This window comes from Streptomyces sp. NBC_01171 (assembly GCF_045039805.1).
Taxonomy (GTDB): domain Bacteria; phylum Actinomycetota; class Actinomycetes; order Streptomycetales; family Streptomycetaceae; genus Streptomyces.
The window spans coordinates 848,648-866,413 of record NZ_CP108609.1 but is presented as its reverse complement, the minus strand read 5'-3'; the positions used below and the strand labels follow the sequence as shown (position 1 = coordinate 866,413).

Here is a 17,766-nt window from a genome sequence, read left to right as displayed (position 1 = left end):
GGGGCGGTGGATCTGGCGACCCTGATCGGAGTGCTGACTCGGCGCCGGATCGCCGTGCGCGAGAGGCCACTTGGATGGAGAAAACGCAACTTCGACAGGTCCCGCGGAGGCGGCTACCTTCACCTGGTCTTCGGCCTAGGGAGAGACGCATGTCCCAGCTAGCCCTGTACACATTCGGCGTCCTGAAGTCACCTCTCGCCGATCCCGCACCTCTCACGCGCGAGTTCTACGAGATCGGTGCGGCCGTCTACCGGAAGATCAGCCGGCACCCCGGATACCTCGCTCATGCCGAAGCGGCAGACGGTGACCACGGCGAGCTCTTCGGCGCGGACTGGGGTGCGTGGGGAGAGTTCGCCGTACCGGCCTGGTACGGCAAGGGCCGAACGGTGGAAAACACCGCCCTGGCCGCGACCCTCTCCCTCTGGACCGGCCTGCGCCCCGCCTTCGACGCCATCTACACCGGCCTTCACCGTGAGGCGCTGAACAGGCGTTACGACTGGTTCGAGAGGACAGGGCGCCCGAACTACGTGTTCTGGTGGGTCGCCGACGACGTGATACCCACCTGGCAGGACGGGGTCTCCAGGCTGGAACACCTCCACAACCACGGTCCCGCGCCGCACGCGTTCACCTTCCACCACGCGTTCACCCCGGACGGAACACCGACCAGGATCAAGGGCACCGGGCCGAAGAGCGACCCCTCCTGAAGACTGCTGCCGGCCCGCGCGGTGACATTCGGCGCCGCTCACCCTTCCCCAAGACGGGCCTTGACGTGCCCGGAACACCCAATGCATCATTTCATTAGTTCATTGGTTGAAAGCGGGGTTCACTCGTGACGTTCGCCTTCCGGATCGACCGGTCCAGTGGGGTGCCCAGCTACGTCCAGATCGTCCAGCAGGTCCAGCAGGCCCTTCGACTGGGCCAGTTGGAACCAGGTGACCGTCTGCCGACCGCCCGTGCGGTAGTGGAGGCGACCGCACTCAACCCCAACACCGTGCTCAAGGCGTACCGAGAGCTGGAGTCCCAGGGCCTGGTCGAGACCCGGCGCAGGCACGGGACGTTCATCACCGGCACGCTCGGCGCCGCCTCCGGCGACTCGCCCTGGCGGGCCGAACTGGCGGACGTGGCGGCGCGGGCCCGTACGGCGGGGCTGGAGCGCGAGGACCTCGCCGCGCTGTTCACCGCCGTCCTCGAAGACCTCTACTCGTCGAAGCACTCAGCGAAGGAACCCGATGTCGTTCCCCACCAGCAGTCCTGAAGCGGCGCTCGCCGCGGACGGCGTCACCAGGAGATACCGGCGCAGTGGTCCGGACGCGCTCGGCGGCTGCACCTTCGCCGTCCCCGCCGGGGTCGTCTGCGCGCTCGTCGGACCGAACGGCGCGGGCAAGTCGACTTTGCTGGAACTGGCGGCCGGGCTGCAGCGTCCCACCTCCGGCACCGCCCAGGTCTTCGGCCGGGCCACGCGCGTAGGCAATCCGCGGGTCGCCTACTTGGCGCAGGACCGGCCCCTGTTCCCCCGGTTCACCGTCGCCGAGACGCTGCGCCTGGGCGCGCGGCTCAACGAGGGCAACTGGGACGCGGAACTGGCGGAGCGGTTCGCCGACCCCTCCCGCTTCGACAAGGGCGACCGTATCGGCAACCTGTCCGGCGGCGAGCGCACCCGGATCGCCCTGGCCCTCGCCCTCGGCAAGCGGGCCGACCTGCTGCTGCTCGACGAGCCGATGGCGGACCTGGACGTCCTCGCCCGCCAGGAACTGATGGGCCTGCTCATGGCACACGTCGCCGACACCGGCGCCACGGTGATCATGTCGTCGCACATCCTGTCCGAGCTGACCGACGTCTGCGACCACCTGCTGCTCCTCGACGCGGGTACCAACCGGCTGTGCGGCGACATGGACGAACTGACCGACGCCCACGCCGTGGTGGCCTTCGCGGGCGGCGCCGAGCAGCTCAACGGTCATGCCGTCGTCGAGTCCCGCCCCGCCGGGCGTGGCACCACCGCCCTGATCCGCCGCGCGGGTCCGCTCCCCGCCGACTGGGAGGTGCGGCCGCCCTCGGTGGAGGAGCTGGTGCTCGCCCATCTCACCGGCTCCTCCCTTCCCGCCTCGCTATCGCCTCGCAAGGACACCGCCGCATGAGTGCCGCCATCGCCGCCGCCCCGACGTCCCCCCGCCCTGGCCGCCTCCGGCCCCTCGCGGGGATCGCCCTGCGCCAGTACCGGGTCCCCGGCGTGATCCTCCTGCTGCTGGCCCTGCGCATCGGCGTCCAGATCGTGTACCACTACTACGGCTGGGCCGACGCCGTCGCGCTGCGGAACCACGTCGGCGGCGAGGCGTACCACTTCGGGCGCTACGCGGATGACGCCCACGCCATGACGGCGAAACTCATGGACGACGGCGCCATGCTCGCCTTCCAGCCGGCCCTGTTCGCCGCGCTCCTCACCGGTGTGCTGACCGCACGTGAATGGGAGACCCGGCGTGTGGTCCTCGCCCTCACCCAGACGGTCACCCCACGGCGCTGGTTCGGAGTCCGCTGGGCGACGCTGGCGGCGATCGTCGTGGTGCTGACCGTCCCGCTGGTGGCGCTGTACCGGATGAGCGTCGTGCACGCCTTCGACCTCAACCTGCTCACCTACGGTGCCGAGCGGCAGAACGCGTACTACACGATCGGCCCCGTCACCGTCGCGTACGTCCTCCTCGGAGTCGCGGCCGGCGCTCTGACCGGCACGTTTCTGCGCCGCCTCTGGCCCACCCTCCTCGCCGCCCCGCTGCTGACCTGGCTGGTGGCCGCCGTGCTCGTCCGGTCCCGCGCGATGCTGCTGCTCGACCTCCCGGTCCTCTCCAAGGTGCACGGATTCCACCCCGGCGGCGTATTCGGACTGATGTTCTACGACGCCCTGCCCCAGGACGCCTACCTCACCAACGCCCTCACCCCCGGCGACTACTGGCCGTACCAGCTCGCCTCCAGCGCACTGGTGCTCGCGGCGGCGACCCTGCTGACCCTGACCGCGTTCCGCGTCATCCGCCGCCGCACGGCTTGATCCGGACGTGGTTCCGCCCCGGCGAAGGTGATCGCCGGGGCGGAGTCATACCCCGGAATGCGCCCCGCCAGCGTGTTGCGCATGCTGGTTAGGGAGGTGCCATGGAAGGCGACGCCGGACGCGAGCGGACCCTTGAGACCTGCCCCGAGGCCATGCGCGTGGCCTGCGAGGCGCTGACTGCCTCGCCGCTGGCGATCCTCGTCCTCGACGACGAACTGATCGTCACCGAGTGCAACGAGGCCGCGCATCACCTGCTGTCCGGCACCGATCCGACCGGCAAGGTGATCACCGACGTACTCCCGCTGCGTGACCCCGAAGCCGAGACGGCCGGCGCGCGCGAAGTACGTACCAGCGGCGTGGCCTCGCTGAACCGGCTCGTACGCACCCGCCGGACCCTCCGGCAGGGCCCCCGCACCCTCTGCCTCTCGCTCTTCCCGGTGCCGCCCGGCCAGGAGGGTTCCGGGCTCATCTGCACGATCGCGGACATCACCCCGGACGAGGCGGACTCCGGTGCCGACCCGCTGCGGCGCCTGGCGGCCATCCAGGGCGAGGTGGGGGAGACGCTCGACCACGACATCACCTGCACGGAACTCGCCAAGGCCCTCGTCCCCTCCGCCGCCGACACCATCGTCATCGCACTCGCCGAACACCTGACGCAGGGCGAACCCCCGCCGCTGGCCCCGCACCACCCCGAGCCGCTGTGCCCGATCGCGTGCGGCGGAGCCCCCGAAGGCAGCCACGTCTGGCCGGCCGACCAGAGCCCCTTCGCCCCGCTCCTGGCCGCCCACGCCCCGCGCGCCACCGACATCGAGGCCGACACCCGCTGGCTGGACGCCGAACCCGCGCTGAAACGCCTGCTGCACGCGGCAGGGGCGCACGCACTGCTGGCGGCGCCGATCATGCGTGAGGGGACGGTACTCGGTCTGCTGCTGCTCTACCGGGGGGAGACGCCGACCCCGTTCTCCCGCGAGGACATCGCCCTCGTGGAGAAGGTCTGCGCCCACACCGCGCGGTGCCTGGACCACGCCAGCAGCTTCCACCGCGAGCACTCCATCGCGCTCGCCATCCAGCACTCGCTGCTGCCGCGGCAGCCACCGACCGGGGCCGCGCTCGACATAGCCGACCTGCGGCTGCCCGGTGAGGAGAGCGGGGGCGGCTGGTTCGACGTGATGCCGCTGTCGGGAGCCCGTACCGGCCTCGCCGTCGGACAGGTCACCGGGTTCGGCGTACGGACGGCCACCACGATGGGCGAGCTGCGGACGGCCGGACGTTCCCTCGCCACGCTCGACCTCCAGCCGGGGGAGCTGCTGGCCCGGCTGAGCCGTACGACCGCCACCCTGGCGCGCGACCGGAGCGCGGCCCAGCGGGAGTCCGGCCGCTTGCGGGCCGGGTGCACCTATGCGGAATGGGACCCGCTGTCGTGCGAGGTCACCGTGGCGCGGGCGAGCGGGCCCGAGGTCGTGCTCGTCCGTCCCGACCGCACCATCGAGACCATCGCCACGCCGGAGGGGCCGTCCCTCGGCGGGCCGGCCGAACCGATCCCGTCCGTCACCGCCGCCGTCCCGCCCGAGTCGCTGCTGATCCTGCACACCCCCGGCCTCACCGACGACCCCGGCGACGTACCCGGCCTGCTGCGCCGGGCGCTGGACCAGCTCCCCGACTCCGACGGCGTGGACCCCCGGGCCCTCTGCGACGAACTGTCCGACCTCCTCACTTCCCATCCGCGCGCGATCGAGGCGCAGGTACTCGTCTGCCGGGTCATGGCCTTCCCCCGTGAACGCGTCGCCACCCTCGCCCTCCCCGACGGCCCCCAGGCCGCGGAGGCCGCCCGTGCCTGCTGCGAGCAACACCTGCGCGAATGGGGGCTGGACGAGGACATCCGCTTCAACGGCCAGCTCATCGTCAGCGAGTTCGCCGGCAACGCGGTCCGCCACGGCTCCCCACCGGCCCGCCTCCGCCTCATCTTCGACCAGGCCCTCACCATCGAAGTCACCGACACGGGCGGCAACGCACCACTGCTGCGTCACGCGCAGGAGGGCGACGAAGGGGGGAGGGGGTTGTTCATCGTCTCCCAGCTCGCGGACCGGTGGGGGACTCGGTACGAGAGCGGGGGTGGGAAGACGATCTGGGCGGAGGTGGATACGCCGGGGGAGCAGGACGAGGATGAGGGAGGGGGCTGACGGTGCAACTCGCCGATTCCCGGCAGGGCTTGGGTGGCTCAGCCCAAGGGGAGGGCGCCCGTGCAGCCGTTCGTGGGCGGTGGATCTTCTTCACGGTGCGGGAGTACAGGGCCAGTGGGACGCAACGTTCCCCACCCCGGGGGTCAGGGCTTGACCGCGATGCGAGACTTCCGGCATGGATACGGGGCGGGAGTCGCGGTGGGAGAAGGATGCGATGACGGTGGAGATCGTCTTCGCCCTGGTTACTGCTGTCGCCCTTGCTGCGACGGTCTTTGCTGTCGCTCTGGCCGTCACTCGCCTCTTTGACTTCTCCGGTTCAGCGTCCAAAGGCATGCTGATGGGAGGAGCCTTCGCTGGAGCGGCGGCCGGTCTGTGGCGTCTGGTGCGGGTGCTGTATCGCTTTGACGTGGAGCGCCGTAAAGGCCGCTGACGCCGCGCGAGCGGATGCGGAAGGAGCCGTAGGCCGGTTATTACCCCCTCAGAGGGACGTCGGGTTTGTTCGCCCCCAGGCAGGACACCCGCCCGTAGAGCCCCTGGTGGGAGACGGATGTGGACCGCATCCACCTCCTGGGGCTGGAGTATGGAGGTGTCGTCTATGACCGCCGAGAACATCTGGAGCTATGGCCCGACCGCTGGGCACACGCCGGACGCTGATCTGAGCGGGTACAAGGTCGAGGCGCTCGACGGGCACATCGGCAAGGTGGACAAGCACTCGAACGACGTGGGGGAGCAGTACATCGTCGTGGACACCGGGGTGTGGATCTTCGGTAAGGAGGTGCTGCTGCCGGCCGGGACGATCACCGGGATCGACCACGAGGAGCGGACGCTGCACGTCGCGCGGACCAAGGAGCAGATCAAGGACGCGCCCGAGTTCGACAAGGACAAGCATCTGGGGGACCCGGCGTACCGGGACCAGATCAGCGGTCACTACGGCCGGCACGGCTCGGGGCACTGAGCGGGACGTGCACGGGCGGCGGTGCCGCGGCGATGTGCAGGAGCAGGGCCCGGCGGTCCGGGGGAGCGGCCGCCGGGCCCTGCTCCCGTTTTCACCGGGTCCGTCGGACGCCGGGCATGGAACGATCATGCTCTGTACGACATTTCCACAGCGATGTGGACCATGATGGTGAGCGGGGCCGACCGGTCCCGGCCACCACCCCGCTGGGAGGAACCGCATCCGATGTTCGGCCTGAGTGAAGTCGCCCTGCTGCTCATCGTGTTGATCGCCCTCCTCGGCGTACGGAAGCTGCCCGGACTCGTCCGCTCGGCCGGTCAGGCCACCCGCATCTTCAAGAGCGAGGCCCGCGCCATGCGCACCCAGGACGCCCCGCCCGCCTCCGGAACCGTCATCGAGGGCACCGTCCTGCCCCGCGACGAACGGAGCTGACCCACCGGCGGCCTGCGATCTGCGCCCGGCGGAAAGGACTGGGCGTCCGGCGGCTGGGTGCAGGAAAACCTCGGCCGCGACCTCGCCCAGACCAGGTGCTCCCCCTGACGGCATGGCCGGTCGCCCGGCCGGCCGAACAAGACGCACTGACGTACCACCAGCTCGGATGGGACGATCACGGCATGCCCGAGACAAAGCCCGGCCCCCTGCCGGATCGTGGTGTGCCGGGACTGCTGCTGCGGCAGTCCCAAGGTGACCGGGGTCGACCACGCCGCGCAGACCGCCCGGCTCGCAGAGGGTGCGCCCGTGCGGATCTCCGACTGCCTCGACGTGTGCGACCAGGCCAATGTGATCGTCGTCCAGCCCTCCGCCGCCGGACGCGCGGCCGGGGGCCGCCCGGTCTGGCTCGGCCTCGTCAACGACCCCGACGCCACCGAGGACATCCTCGGCTGGGTGCACGCCGGCGGACCGGGTGTCGCACCGCAGCCCGACATCCTCGATCTGTACGCCTTCAAGCCGCCCCGCAGGCGGTAACTCGCCTACGTCACAACAGAGTTGGAGCATGACTCTGGTCGCCCCGCACCCCCTGGGCTACCGTCGGTAACACCTGCCGACGGCGATCGTCTGCACCTCCTTCCTGCCTCGGCAGCCTTCGTTCGTCACCCCGCACCGCCGGTACCCCTTTGACGAAAGGCAGCCATGGACAAGCCCATCGCACCCGCAGGGATCACCCGTCGCCGCGCCCTCACCGTCACCGGTGGGATGCTCGCCGGGGCCGCGCTGGCCGCCCATGCCGTCCCGGCCTTCGCCGGGGAGACACAGGACGCGGACGCGATCGTGGTCGGGCACGGTCTCGCGGGACTGGTCGCCACGGCCGAACTCGCCGCCGCGGGTCGCAAGGTGCTGCTGCTGGACCAGGAGCCCGAGGCGAGCCTCGGGGGGCAGGCGTTCTGGTCCTTCGGCGGCCTGTTCTTCGTCAACTCCGAGGAACAGCGGCTGATGGGCGTCAAGGACACCCACGACCTGGCCTGGCAGGACTGGCTGGGCAGCGCCGGGTTCGACCGGGGCGTGGACGACCCGGCGGGCCAGGACCACTGGGCCTACAAGTGGGCCGAGGCGTACGTCGACTTCGCGTCCGGGGAGAAGCGGTCCTGGCTCGCCGGGCTGGGCGTGCAGTGGTTCCCGATCGTCGGCTGGGCCGAGCGCGGCGGGGGTCTCGCGGACGGACACGGCAACTCGGTGCCGCGCTTCCACGTCACCTGGGGCACCGGTCCGGCCGTGGTCGAGCCGTTCGAGAAGAAGGTGCGGGCGGCGGTGGCGGCCGGGAAGGTCGGCTTCAGATTCCGGCACCGGGTCGACGGCATCGTCACCACGGGCGGCACGGTCACCGGCGTACGCGGTGCCGTCCTGGAACCCAGCGGTGCGGCCCGCGGCAAGCCCAGCTCTCGTACCGTGATCGGCGAGTTCGAGCTGCGCGCGCCGGTCGTGGTGGTCACCTCGGGCGGCATCGGCGCCAACCACGACCTGGTACGCCAGAACTGGCCCGCCCGGCTCGGTACGCCGCCCAGGACCATGGTCACCGGGGTGCCCGCGCACGTCGACGGGCGGATGCTCGCCATCACCGAGCGGGCGGGCGGCCGCATCGTCAACCCCGACCGGATGTGGCACTACACCGAGGGGCTGCGCAACTACGACCCGATCTGGCCCGGCCACGGCATCCGCATCCTGCCCGGCCCGTCCTCCATGTGGTTCGACGCCACCGGCAAGCGCTTCGGCACCCCCGACATCCCCGGCTACGACACCCTGCACACCCTCGGCTCGATCACGGCGTCCGGCTACGACTACTCGTGGTTCGTGACCACACAGAAGATCATCGCCAAGGAGTTCGCGCTGTCCGGCTCGGAGCAGAACCCGGACCTCACCAACAAGAACGTCTGGCAGCTCCTCTCCCGGATCTGGCAGACACCCGAGCCGATCGAGAAGTTCAAGAAGAACGGCGCCGACTTCGTGGTCGCCACGACGCTCTCCGAGCTGGTGGCCGGGATGAACAAGCTGACCGGCGACAACCTGATCGACCTGGCCCGGCTGAAGGGGCAGATCGAGGCGCGCGACCGCGAGATGGACAACCCGTACACCAAGGACGTGCAGGTCATGGGCATCCGCAACGCCCTCTCCTACATCGGGGACTCGCTCAGCCGGACCGCGCCCGCGCACAAGATCCTCGACCCTTCGGCCGGCCCGCTGATCGCCGTACGGCTCAACGTGCTCACCCGCAAGACCCTCGGCGGCCTCCAGACCGACCTCTCCGGGCGCGTGCTCGGCGCCTCCGGCGAACCGGTTCCGGGGCTGTACGCGGCCGGGGAGGTCGCGGGCTTCGGCGGCGGGGGAGTGCACGGCTACCGCTCGCTGGAGGGCACCTTCCTCGGCGGCTGCCTCTTCTCCGGACGGCAGGCGGGCCGGGCGGCGGCCGCGGCGACGGCGACCTGAGGCGGCCCCTGAGGCGAGCTACGGCGCCCCCGGAATGGGTGAACATCTGTCGGTGTCAAGGCCCCGTAAGCGCGGTTTTTGCGTGATCGCGTGGACGGGACGGGACAAGAAGCGGTGATTTGGCGGCGACTCGGGGCATCACCGACCATTGGGCCTGGCCCGGTGCTCCGGGAGGGTCGTTCACCTGGCCTTTTCTCGTGAGCCAGGTCACCGCCCGTCCCCCTCTGTGCCGGTCACGGCCAGTTCCGCGAGAGGTAGCCCCCACCCATGCAGGTCACCGGGACCGCTCCGCCGCCGGCTCCGGCGACGGGCCCCCTCGGCGCCCCGGCCGAGGAACCGGGCGGCAACGCGACCAAGCACGCCCGCCGCTTCGGGCTGCCCGTCGCCACCGCCCTGGTCATGGGCAACATCATCGGCGGAGGCATCTTCCTGCTCCCCGCCTCCGTCGCCCCCTACGGCACGGTCAGCCTGGTCGCCCTCGGCGTCCTCACGGTCGGCGCCATCGCGCTCGCCCTGGTCTTCGGCCGGCTCGCCCAGCGCGACCCGCGCACCGGCGGGCCGTACGTCTACGCCCGCGAGGCGTTCGGTGACTTCGCCGGGTTCCTCGCGGCCTGGGCGTACTGGATCACCACCTGGGTGTCCAACGCCGCACTCGCCGTCGCCGCCGTGGGCTACCTCGACGTACTGATCCCCGTCAGTCACCACCGCTGGACCGCCTGCCTCGCGGCCCTGGTCATCCAGTGGCTCCCGGCCCTCGCCAACTTCGCCGGCACCCGCTGGGTCGGCGCCGTCCAGCTCGTCTCCACGGTGCTGAAGTTCGTACCGCTGCTGCTCGTGGCGGTCGGCGGGCTGTTCTTCTTCGACCCGGACAAGCTGGGCCCGTTCAACGCGGGCGGGGGCAGCCCGATCGGCGCGATCTCCGCGTCCGCCGCGCTGCTGCTCTACTCCTACCTCGGCGTGGAGTCCGCCGCCGTCAGCGCGGGCGAGGTCCACGACGCCCGCCGCAACGTCGGCCGGGCCACCGTGATCGGCACCGCCGGCGCCGCGCTCGTCTACCTGCTCGGGACGGTCTCCGTCTTCGGCACCGTCGCCCACAACAGCCTGGTCAAGTCGACCGCGCCCTTCTCCGACGCCGTGAACGCCATGTTCGGCGGCACCTGGGGCGGCTGGGCCGTGGCGCTGGCCGCGCTGGTCTCGATGACCGGCTGCCTCAATGGCTGGACCCTGCTCAGCGCGCAGACCCCGTACGCCGCCGCGCGCGACGGGCTCTTCCCGGCCGCCTTCACCCGGCGCCGGCGCGGGGTGCCGACCGTGGGCGTCGGCGTGACGGTCGTCCTCTCCTCGCTGCTGACCGTCTACAACTTCATGGCGGGCTCGGCGCACGTCTTCGAGGTCCTGGTGCTGGTCACCACCTTCACCGCGACCGTGCCGTACCTGCTGGCCACGGCCGCGCAGCTCCACCACCTCACCTCCGGCCGCCGCGACGAGGTCGACGGACGGCGGCTGGTGCGCGATGCGGTGATCGCCGCCGTCGCCGCGGGCTTCTCCATCTGGCTGGTCGCGGGCGCGGGCTACGCGGCGGTCTACCAGGGCGTGCTGTTCCTGTTCGTCGGCATCCTCGTCTACGCCGTGATGGCCGGACGGCGGCGGCGAGCCGAAGGCTGATCACCCCGGAGCCCGGCGGCCTCACCGGAGACCGCCGGGCTTCGGCGTGCCCGCCACCCGCACAAGCGGAGCACCTCCTACCGCTGGTGCCGGTGATCTTCGGCTGCGTACGGTGGCCCACCGATGACGGGTCTCGCGGGCAGGAGTGATCAGACGGTGCAGCCGACCTTCGTACTGGTGCATGGAGCCTTCGCCAACTCCTTCTCCTTCGCACCGCTCCAGGCCGAGCTGGGTCTGCTCGGGCACCGTTCGATCGCCGTCGACCTGCCCGGCCACGGCTTCGGCGCCACCTACACGCACGCCTACCAGGCACCGCAGGACCCCGAGGGGCTCGCCGGCGCGCCCGGCGCGATCAAGGGCGTCACGCTCGCCGACAACGTGGCCCACCTGATCGGGGTGCTGGAGCGGGCCAAGGCGAACGGTCCCGTCGTCCTCGTCGCGCACAGCCGGGGCGGCATCACGGTCACCGCCGCCGCCAACGCCCGGCCGGACCTGATCGACCGGCTGGTGTACGTCTCGGCCTGGGCGCCGGTCGAGCTGGAAGCCGGGCAGTACTACGCCGAGCCGGAGATGGCGACGGCCGACCCCGCCTCGCTCGCCCTCGCCCTGGTCGGCAACCCGGCGGAACTGGGCCTGCTCCGCGTCAACTTCCGCACCGCGGACCCGCAAGCCCTCGCCGCGTTCAAGGCCGCCTTCCTCGCGGACGGCACCGACGACGAGTTCCTCGTCTTCCTCAACACCTTCCAGCCCGACGAGAACCTCGACACGGGCACCGCGGCCGACCGCGCCCAAGCGGAGACCTGGGGCCGCATCCCGAAGACCTACGTCCGCCTCGCCGACGACGTGAGCATGCCGCTCGCCCTCCAGGACCGGCTCATCCGCGAGGGCGACGCGCTGACCCCGGACAACCCCTACGACGTACGCACCCTCCCGGGCAGCCATCTGAAGTGGCTGGTCGACCCGGCACCGGCGGCCCGCGTCCTCGGCGAACTCGCCGCTCTCCCCGGCTGACCGGGGAAATACCCCTTTGTGCTGACGACCTGACCTGCCCCGGCCGTCATGTCTGGACAAACCATTGACAGCGGACCCGGCAGGGACTTGTATCCCGTCCCGACGCAACAGCGCTCACCCTCCCCAGCACAGTGAGGTGCAGGACAGATGGACCGCTCTTCTCGCTCGCGCTCGCGCCGACTGGCCCCCGTCGTCGCGGTGGCCGCCGCCGCGGCCCTCACCCTCGCCGGCTGCTCCAGCGGTTCCGGCGGGAAGAAGGCGGCGGAGGGAGGATCGGGAGCACCGGCCGGCAAGGCCGACACCCCCCGGATGACGGTCGCCCTGGTCACCCACCAGTCGCCCGGCGACACCTTCTGGGACATCGTCCGCAAGGGCGCCGAGGCCGCCGCCGCCAAGGACAACATCAAGCTCGTCTACTCCGCCGACCCCAGCGCGGGCACCCAGGCCAACCTGGTGCAGAACGCCGTCGACCAGAAGGTGGACGGCATCGCGCTCACCCTGGCCAAGCCCGGCGCGATGAAGGACGTCATCGCCAAGGCGAACGTGGCGAAGATACCCGTGGTCGGCCTCAACTCCGGGCTCAGCGACTGGAAGAAGCTCAGACTGCTCCAGTTCTTCGGGCAGGACGAGAGCGTCGCGGGCGAGGCGCTCGGCAAGAAGCTGAACGAGGTCGGCGCCAAGAACATCGTGTGTGTGATCCACGAGCAGGGCAACGTCGGCCTCACGCAGCGCTGCGACGGGGTGAAGAAGACCTTCTCCGGCAAGACCGAGACGCTGTACGTCAACGGCACCGACCGGCCCTCCGTGCAGGCCACCATCACCGCCAAGCTGAAGCAGGACAGCTCCCTCGACCATGTCGTCACCCTCGGCGCCCCCTTCGCGCTGACCGCCGTGCAGTCCGTCGCCGACGCGGGCGGCAAGGCCGAGGTCGCCACCTTCGACCTCAACAAGGACCTCACCGGCGCCATCAAGAAGGGCACCATCGAGTTCGCCGTCGACCAGCAGCCCTACCTCCAGGGTTACCTGGCCGTGGACTCGCTGTGGCTGTACAAGAACAACGGCAACTACAGCGGCGGCGGCGAGCAGCCGGTACTCACCGGTCCGGCCTTCGTGGACAAGTCCAACGTGGACCGGGTCGCCGAGTTCGCGGCGAAGGGCACCCGCTGATGAGCACCGCCCAGCAGACGGAACCGGCCTCCGGGCGGCCACCGGTGTCCGGCCCGGCGCCGGACACCGGACGCCCGCTCGCGCTGCGGCTGGTGGCCCGGCCCGAAGTGGGCGTGTTCCTGGGCGCGTTGGCCGTCATGGTGTTCTTCCTCATCGCGGCGCCGACCCTGCGCCAGGGCGACTCGATGGCCACCGTGCTCTACCAGTGCTCCACCATCGGGCTGATGGCGCTGCCGGTCGCCCTGCTGATGATCGGCGGGGAGTTCGACCTGTCCTCCGGCGTCGCCGTCATCACCTCCGCGCTCACCGCGAGCATGCTCAGCTACCAACTGACGGTGAACGTCTGGACCGGCGTCCTCGTCTCCCTCGTCCTCTCCCTGGCCATCGGCGCCTTCAACGGCTGGATGGTGGTGCGCACCGGGCTGCCCAGCTTCCTGGTCACCCTCGGCACCTTCCTGATCCTCCAGGGCGTCAACCTCGCCGTGACCAAGCTGGTCACCGGCAATGTCGCCACCGACGACATCAGCGACATGGACGGATTCGGGCAGGCCAAGGCGGTCTTCGCGTCTTCGGTCGACATCGGCGGCGTCCAGGTGAAGATCACCGTCTTCTACTGGCTGGTGTTCGCCGCGCTCGCCACCTGGGTGCTGCTGCGCACCAAGTACGGCAACTGGATCTTCGCGGTCGGCGGCAGCAAGGAGAGCGCCCGCGCGGTGGGTGTCCGGGTCGACTTCACCAAGATCACGCTGTTCATGCTGGTGAGCTTCGGCGCGTGGTTCGTCGGCATGCACAACCTGTTCGCGTTCAACACCGTGCAGTCCGGCGAGGGCGTGGGCCAGGAGCTGATCTACATCGCCGCCGCGGTGATCGGCGGCTGTCTGCTCACCGGCGGCTCTGGTTCCGCGATCGGGCCGGTCTTCGGCGCCTTCATGTTCGGCATGGTCAACCAGGGCATCGTCTTCGCGGGCTGGAACCCCGACTGGTTCAAGGCGTTCCTCGGCGTGATGCTGCTCGGCGCCGTCCTGATCAATCTGTGGGTCCAGCGCACGGCGACCCGGAGGTGAGTGAGATGACCGACCAAAGTACCGCCCCGCTGGTGGAGTTGCGCGACACGGGCAAGTCGTACGGCAACGTACGCGCCCTGCACGGCGTCGACCTGACCGTGCACGCGGACCGGGTCACCTGTGTGCTCGGCGACAACGGCGCCGGCAAGTCCACCCTGATCAAGATCATTTCCGGCCTGCACCGGCACACCGAGGGCGAATTCCTCGTGGACGGCGAGCCGGTGCGGTTCGACAGCCCGCGCGACGCCCTCGCCAAGGGCATCGCCGCCGTCTACCAGGACCTCGCCACCATCCCGCTGATGCCGGTCTGGCGGAACTTCTTCCTCGGCTCCGAACTCACCAAGGGCCCCTGGCCGTTGCGCCGCCTGGACATCGCCCGGATGAAGGAGACCGCCGACCGCGAACTCCGCGAGATGGGCATCGCCCTGGACGATCTGGAGCAGCCCATCGGCACCCTGTCCGGCGGCCAGCGCCAGTGCGTGGCCATCGCCCGCGCCGTCCACTTCGGCGCCCGCGTGCTGATCCTGGACGAGCCGACCGCCGCGCTCGGCGTCAAGCAGTCCGGGGTGGTCCTCAAGTACATCGCCGCCGCACGCGACCGGGGTCTCGGCGTCATCTTCATCACCCACAACCCCCACCACGCCTACATGGTCGGCGACCACTTCAGCGTCCTGCGCCTCGGCACGCTCGAACTGAGCGCGGCACGAGGGGACATCACGCTGGAGGACCTGACCAACCACATGGCCGGTGGCGCGGAACTCACGGCACTCAAGCACGAGTTGGCGCAGGTGCGAGGGGTGGACGTGGCGGAGCTGCCGTGACGTCGGCTCATCGGCGGACGAGTGCCGCGAGGACTCGGCATTCGGCCATGGCCCGGTAGGCGTCCGGCGGATCGCCGGCCGGGAAGACTGGTGTCATGGCATCCGGGAGCGCGCACAGCGAGAGCGTCATGACAGTCGGAACCGAAGAGACCCGGCTGATCGTCGTGCGGGGCAACAGCGCCTCGGGCAAGTCCTCGATCGCGGCCGGGCTCCGCGAGCGGTTCGGCCGCAATCTCGCCATCGTCGGGCAGGACAACCTCCGCCGCGATGTACTCCGCGAGCGGGACCGCCCCGGCGCGCCAACATCGGCCTGATCGGGATGACGGCCCGCTACGCGCTGGACGCCGGGTTCCACACCGTCGTCGAGGGCATCCTCTACGCGACCGCTACGCCACGATGCTGGAGGACCTCGTACGCGGGCACCGGGGCGTCTCCCGCTGCTACTACCTGGACGTGCCACTGACCGAGACCCTCGCGCGGCACGCCACGAAGGGCGACGCGACCTACCTGTCCCACGTCACCGACGACCACCTGCGCGACTGGTACCGCGAACGGGACCTGCTCCCCGGCGGCACCGAGACCGTCATCGACGCGAGCAGCGCCCTGGCGGACACGGTGACGCGGATCATGCGGGAGACGGGGCTGGACCGGGTACCGGCCATCGACCGCTGAGCCCTCAGCCGGTGCGGACCTCGGCCAGGGTCACCGGCCGGTGCTCGCGTAGCGAACGCGTGCACGCTTCCGCGATCCACCCGGCCTCCAGCGCCTCCTCGACCGTGCAGGGTGAGGGTCGCGTTCCGGCCACCACCTCGGTGAACGCGGTGAGTTCGGCGCGGTAGGCACCGGCGAAGCGGTCCATGAAGAAGTCGTGCGGGGTGCCCGAGGGGAAGGTGGCCCCGGGCTCGGCCGAGCGGATCGGCAGCCGGTCGTCCAGGCCGACCGCGAGGGAGTCCGCGAACCCGAGCAGCTCCATGCGCACGTCGTGACCCCGCGCGTTGTGGCGGGAGTTGGAGACCACCGCGATCGTGCCGTCGTCCAGCGTGAGGACCGCGCTCGTGGTGTCGGCGTCGCCCGCCTCCCCGATGTACGCGGCACCCCGGTTGCCACCGACCGCGTACACCTCGGTCACCTCCCGGCCGGTCACCCAGCGGATCATGTCGAAGTCGTGCACGGAGCAGTCGCGGAAGATGCCACCGGACGCGGCGACGTACGCGGCGGGCGGCGGCGCCGGGTCCAGGGTGGTGGAGCGCACGGTGTGCAGCTTGCCCAGCTCGCCGGAGCGGACGGCGGCGCGGGCGGCCATGAAACCCGCGTCGAAGCGGCGGTTGAAGCCGATCTGGATCGGCACCCCGCTGTCCCGCACGGCGTCCAGCACCGCCACGCCCTCCGCGATCGTGCGGGCCACCGGCTTCTCGCAGAACACCGGCACGCCCGCCGCGACCCCGGCCCGGATCAGCGCCGGGTGGGCGTCGGTGGCGGCAGCGATCACCAGGCCGTCGACCCCGGCCGCGAGCAGCGCCTCCGGGGAGTCCGCGACCTGGGCCCCGTACCGTTCGGCGGCCGCCTTCGCCGCGTCCGCGACCGGGTCGGCGACCACCAGGGAGGTGACGGCGTCCAGCGCGGACAGGGTCTCGGCGTGGAAGGCGCCGATGCGGCCGAGGCCGAGAATTCCGATACGCATGTGCTCAACTGCTCCTCGCGTGTGCTGTGACAGGGACCGCGCTTCAGCTCACCGGCAGGTCGACCCACCCCCGGCTCTCGGCCGACACCGCCATCGCGTCCAGCACACCGGCCGCGCGCACCGCGTCCGCGAGCGTGGCGCCGTACGGCTTGCCCTCCGCGACCGAGCGCAGGAACCGGTACGCCTCGATGACCTTGAGGTCGTCGTACCCCATCGCGTTGGCCGCGCCGGGCTGGAACGCGGCGAACTCGCCGTCGCCCGGGCCGACGTACACCGTGCTCACCGGCTGGTCCTGGTACGTACCGCCCCGGCTGACGCGCAGTTCGTTCATCCGGCGGAAGTCCCAGGACACCGCGCCCTCGGTGCCGTGCACCTCGAAGCCGTAGTTGTTCTGCTCGCCGACCGACACCCGGCACGCCTCCAGCACGCCACGGGCGCCGGAGGCGAAGCGCAGCAGGCAGTTCACGTAGTCCTCGTTCTCCACCGGGCCGCGCTCGCCGCCCGCCGCGAGGGTGTGTCCGGCGGTGGCGCCGGTGGGGCGGGATCGCTCGGGGACGAACACCGCCGTGTCGGCGGCCAGCGACGCGATGTCCCCGAGCAGGAAGTACGCGAGGTCGGCGCCGTGCGAGGCCAGGTCGCCCAGCACCCCGCTGCCGCCCCGGCCGCGCTCGTACCGCCAGGTCAGGGCACCGTCCGGGTGCGCGGCGTAGTCGCTGAGCAGCCGGACGCGGGCGTGGGTGATCCGGCCGATGCCCCCAGAGGCGATCAGCTCGCGGGCGGCCTCCACGGCGGGCGCGTTGCGGTAGTTGAAGCCGACCGCGGCCTGGACACCCGCCGCGGCGACCGCGTCCGCCACCGCGCGAGCGTCCGCGCCGCTCAGCCCGACCGGCTTCTCGATCCAGAGGTGCTTGCCCGCCGCCGCCATGGCGACGCCGATCTCGCCGTGCAGGAAGTTGGGCGCGGTGATGCTGACGGCGTGCACGCGGGGGTCGGCGGCGACGTCGCGCCAGTCGCGGGTGGCGGTGGCGAAGCCGTACTGCGCGGCCGCCTCCTCCGCGCGCCCCGGCACCTCCTCGGCGACCGTCACCAGCTCGGGGCGCAGGGGGAGCCGGGGGTAGTGGTGCGGGAGGCGGGCGTACGCCCGGGTGTGCACCCGGCCCATCCAGCCGAAACCGACGACGGCGACACCCAGCGCATCCACGATGACAGCCCTTCTCCGGACCAGATCCACATCTGCCGGGCCCACCTTTGTGCGGACAAATACCGGGT

The 17,766-nt window shown here is 71.1% G+C and carries 17 protein-coding genes and 1 pseudogene; 16 read left to right on the top strand and 2 right to left on the bottom strand.

Features of this window, described 5'->3' with window-relative positions:
• The first annotated feature begins 149 nt into the window (after positions 1-149).
• From OG448_RS04035 to OG448_RS03960, 16 genes and pseudogenes are all read left to right on the top strand, one after another.
• On the top strand, positions 150-704 hold the full coding sequence (locus OG448_RS04035; protein ID WP_405551549.1) for a DUF3291 domain-containing protein: 555 nt from the start codon (positions 150-152) through the stop codon (positions 702-704).
• A gap of 125 nt (positions 705-829) precedes the next feature.
• Positions 830-1,255 carry a GntR family transcriptional regulator gene (locus OG448_RS04030; RefSeq protein ID WP_405551548.1) on the top strand — a complete coding sequence of 142 codons (426 nt, stop codon included), beginning with the start codon at positions 830-832 and terminating at the stop codon, positions 1,253-1,255.
• Complete coding sequence (locus tag OG448_RS04025) at positions 1,230-2,135, top strand: ABC transporter ATP-binding protein (RefSeq protein WP_405551547.1); 906 nt, start codon at positions 1,230-1,232, stop codon at positions 2,133-2,135. Before OG448_RS04030 ends, OG448_RS04025 begins: the two co-directional genes overlap by 26 nt.
• Positions 2,132-3,037, top strand: coding sequence for a hypothetical protein (locus OG448_RS04020; protein ID WP_405551546.1), 906 nt, complete (start codon positions 2,132-2,134; stop codon positions 3,035-3,037). Before OG448_RS04025 ends, OG448_RS04020 begins: the two co-directional genes overlap by 4 nt.
• A 101-nt stretch (positions 3,038-3,138) precedes the next feature.
• Positions 3,139-5,217 carry a SpoIIE family protein phosphatase gene (locus tag OG448_RS04015; protein WP_405551545.1) on the top strand — a complete coding sequence of 693 codons (2,079 nt, stop codon included), beginning with the start codon at positions 3,139-3,141 and terminating at the stop codon, positions 5,215-5,217.
• A gap of 175 nt (positions 5,218-5,392) precedes the next feature.
• Positions 5,393-5,647 (top strand): DUF6332 family protein, encoded by a 255-nt coding sequence (locus OG448_RS04010; protein WP_405551544.1) that lies wholly within the window; start codon positions 5,393-5,395, stop codon positions 5,645-5,647.
• 165 nt (positions 5,648-5,812) lie between these two features.
• Positions 5,813-6,172: a PRC-barrel domain containing protein gene (locus tag OG448_RS04005; protein ID WP_391293611.1), complete on the top strand. Its 360-nt coding sequence runs from the start codon at positions 5,813-5,815 to the stop codon at positions 6,170-6,172.
• A 222-nt stretch (positions 6,173-6,394) separates the two neighbouring features.
• Positions 6,395-6,601: a twin-arginine translocase TatA/TatE family subunit gene (locus OG448_RS04000; RefSeq protein WP_405551543.1), complete on the top strand. Its 207-nt coding sequence runs from the start codon at positions 6,395-6,397 to the stop codon at positions 6,599-6,601.
• A gap of 216 nt (positions 6,602-6,817) precedes the next feature.
• Positions 6,818-7,135 carry a hypothetical protein gene (locus OG448_RS03995; protein ID WP_405551542.1) on the top strand — a complete coding sequence of 106 codons (318 nt, stop codon included), beginning with the start codon at positions 6,818-6,820 and terminating at the stop codon, positions 7,133-7,135.
• A gap of 165 nt (positions 7,136-7,300) precedes the next feature.
• The gene (locus OG448_RS03990; RefSeq protein WP_405551541.1) at positions 7,301-9,088 is read left to right on the top strand and encodes an FAD-binding dehydrogenase; all 1,788 of its coding nucleotides are present in this window, start codon (positions 7,301-7,303) and stop codon (positions 9,086-9,088) included.
• 267 nt (positions 9,089-9,355) lie between these two features.
• Positions 9,356-10,753: an amino acid permease gene (locus OG448_RS03985; RefSeq protein ID WP_405551540.1), complete on the top strand. Its 1,398-nt coding sequence runs from the start codon at positions 9,356-9,358 to the stop codon at positions 10,751-10,753.
• 123 nt (positions 10,754-10,876) lie between these two features.
• Complete coding sequence (locus OG448_RS03980) at positions 10,877-11,764, top strand: alpha/beta hydrolase (protein ID WP_405551539.1); 888 nt, start codon at positions 10,877-10,879, stop codon at positions 11,762-11,764.
• 147 nt (positions 11,765-11,911) lie between these two features.
• Complete coding sequence (locus tag OG448_RS03975; RefSeq protein WP_405551538.1) at positions 11,912-12,931, top strand: sugar ABC transporter substrate-binding protein; 1,020 nt, start codon at positions 11,912-11,914, stop codon at positions 12,929-12,931.
• On the top strand, positions 12,931-13,995 hold the full coding sequence (locus OG448_RS03970) for an ABC transporter permease (RefSeq protein WP_405551537.1): 1,065 nt from the start codon (positions 12,931-12,933) through the stop codon (positions 13,993-13,995). Before OG448_RS03975 ends, OG448_RS03970 begins: the two co-directional genes overlap by 1 nt.
• Positions 13,996-14,000: 5 nt before the next feature.
• Entirely contained in the window at positions 14,001-14,816 is an 816-nt protein-coding gene (locus tag OG448_RS03965) for an ATP-binding cassette domain-containing protein (RefSeq protein WP_405551536.1), read from the top strand.
• 95 nt (positions 14,817-14,911) lie between these two features.
• Positions 14,912-15,488: pseudogene (locus OG448_RS03960) on the top strand (AAA family ATPase).
• A gap of 4 nt (positions 15,489-15,492) precedes the next feature.
• On the opposite strand, the gene OG448_RS03955 reads toward OG448_RS03960, so the two are convergent.
• Together OG448_RS03955 and OG448_RS03950 are read right to left on the bottom strand one after the other, a co-directional pair.
• Positions 15,493-16,497, bottom strand: a complete 1,005-nt coding sequence (locus OG448_RS03955) for a Gfo/Idh/MocA family oxidoreductase (RefSeq protein ID WP_405551535.1) — start codon at positions 16,495-16,497, stop codon at positions 15,493-15,495.
• 43 nt (positions 16,498-16,540) lie between these two features.
• Positions 16,541-17,701, bottom strand: coding sequence for a Gfo/Idh/MocA family protein (locus OG448_RS03950; protein ID WP_405558666.1), 1,161 nt, complete (start codon positions 17,699-17,701; stop codon positions 16,541-16,543).
• Positions 17,702-17,766: the final 65 nt, after the last annotated feature.

Coding starts and splice junctions, on each gene's coding strand:
- OG448_RS04015 (WP_405551545.1), top strand. CDS start 3,139: ATGGAAGGCGACGCCGGACGCGAGCGGACCCTTGAGACCTGCCCCGAG.
- OG448_RS04035 (WP_405551549.1), top strand. CDS start 150: ATGTCCCAGCTAGCCCTGTACACATTCGGCGTCCTGAAGTCACCTCTC.
- OG448_RS04020 (WP_405551546.1), top strand. CDS start 2,132: ATGAGTGCCGCCATCGCCGCCGCCCCGACGTCCCCCCGCCCTGGCCGC.
- OG448_RS04010 (WP_405551544.1), top strand. CDS start 5,393: ATGGATACGGGGCGGGAGTCGCGGTGGGAGAAGGATGCGATGACGGTG.
- OG448_RS03970 (WP_405551537.1), top strand. CDS start 12,931: ATGAGCACCGCCCAGCAGACGGAACCGGCCTCCGGGCGGCCACCGGTG.
- OG448_RS03985 (WP_405551540.1), top strand. CDS start 9,356: ATGCAGGTCACCGGGACCGCTCCGCCGCCGGCTCCGGCGACGGGCCCC.
- OG448_RS04005 (WP_391293611.1), top strand. CDS start 5,813: ATGACCGCCGAGAACATCTGGAGCTATGGCCCGACCGCTGGGCACACG.
- OG448_RS04025 (WP_405551547.1), top strand. CDS start 1,230: ATGTCGTTCCCCACCAGCAGTCCTGAAGCGGCGCTCGCCGCGGACGGC.
- OG448_RS04000 (WP_405551543.1), top strand. CDS start 6,395: ATGTTCGGCCTGAGTGAAGTCGCCCTGCTGCTCATCGTGTTGATCGCC.
- OG448_RS03975 (WP_405551538.1), top strand. CDS start 11,912: ATGGACCGCTCTTCTCGCTCGCGCTCGCGCCGACTGGCCCCCGTCGTC.
- OG448_RS03955 (WP_405551535.1), bottom strand. CDS start 16,497: ATGCGTATCGGAATTCTCGGCCTCGGCCGCATCGGCGCCTTCCACGCC.
- OG448_RS03965 (WP_405551536.1), top strand. CDS start 14,001: ATGACCGACCAAAGTACCGCCCCGCTGGTGGAGTTGCGCGACACGGGC.
- OG448_RS03990 (WP_405551541.1), top strand. CDS start 7,301: ATGGACAAGCCCATCGCACCCGCAGGGATCACCCGTCGCCGCGCCCTC.
- OG448_RS03980 (WP_405551539.1), top strand. CDS start 10,877: ATGACGGGTCTCGCGGGCAGGAGTGATCAGACGGTGCAGCCGACCTTC.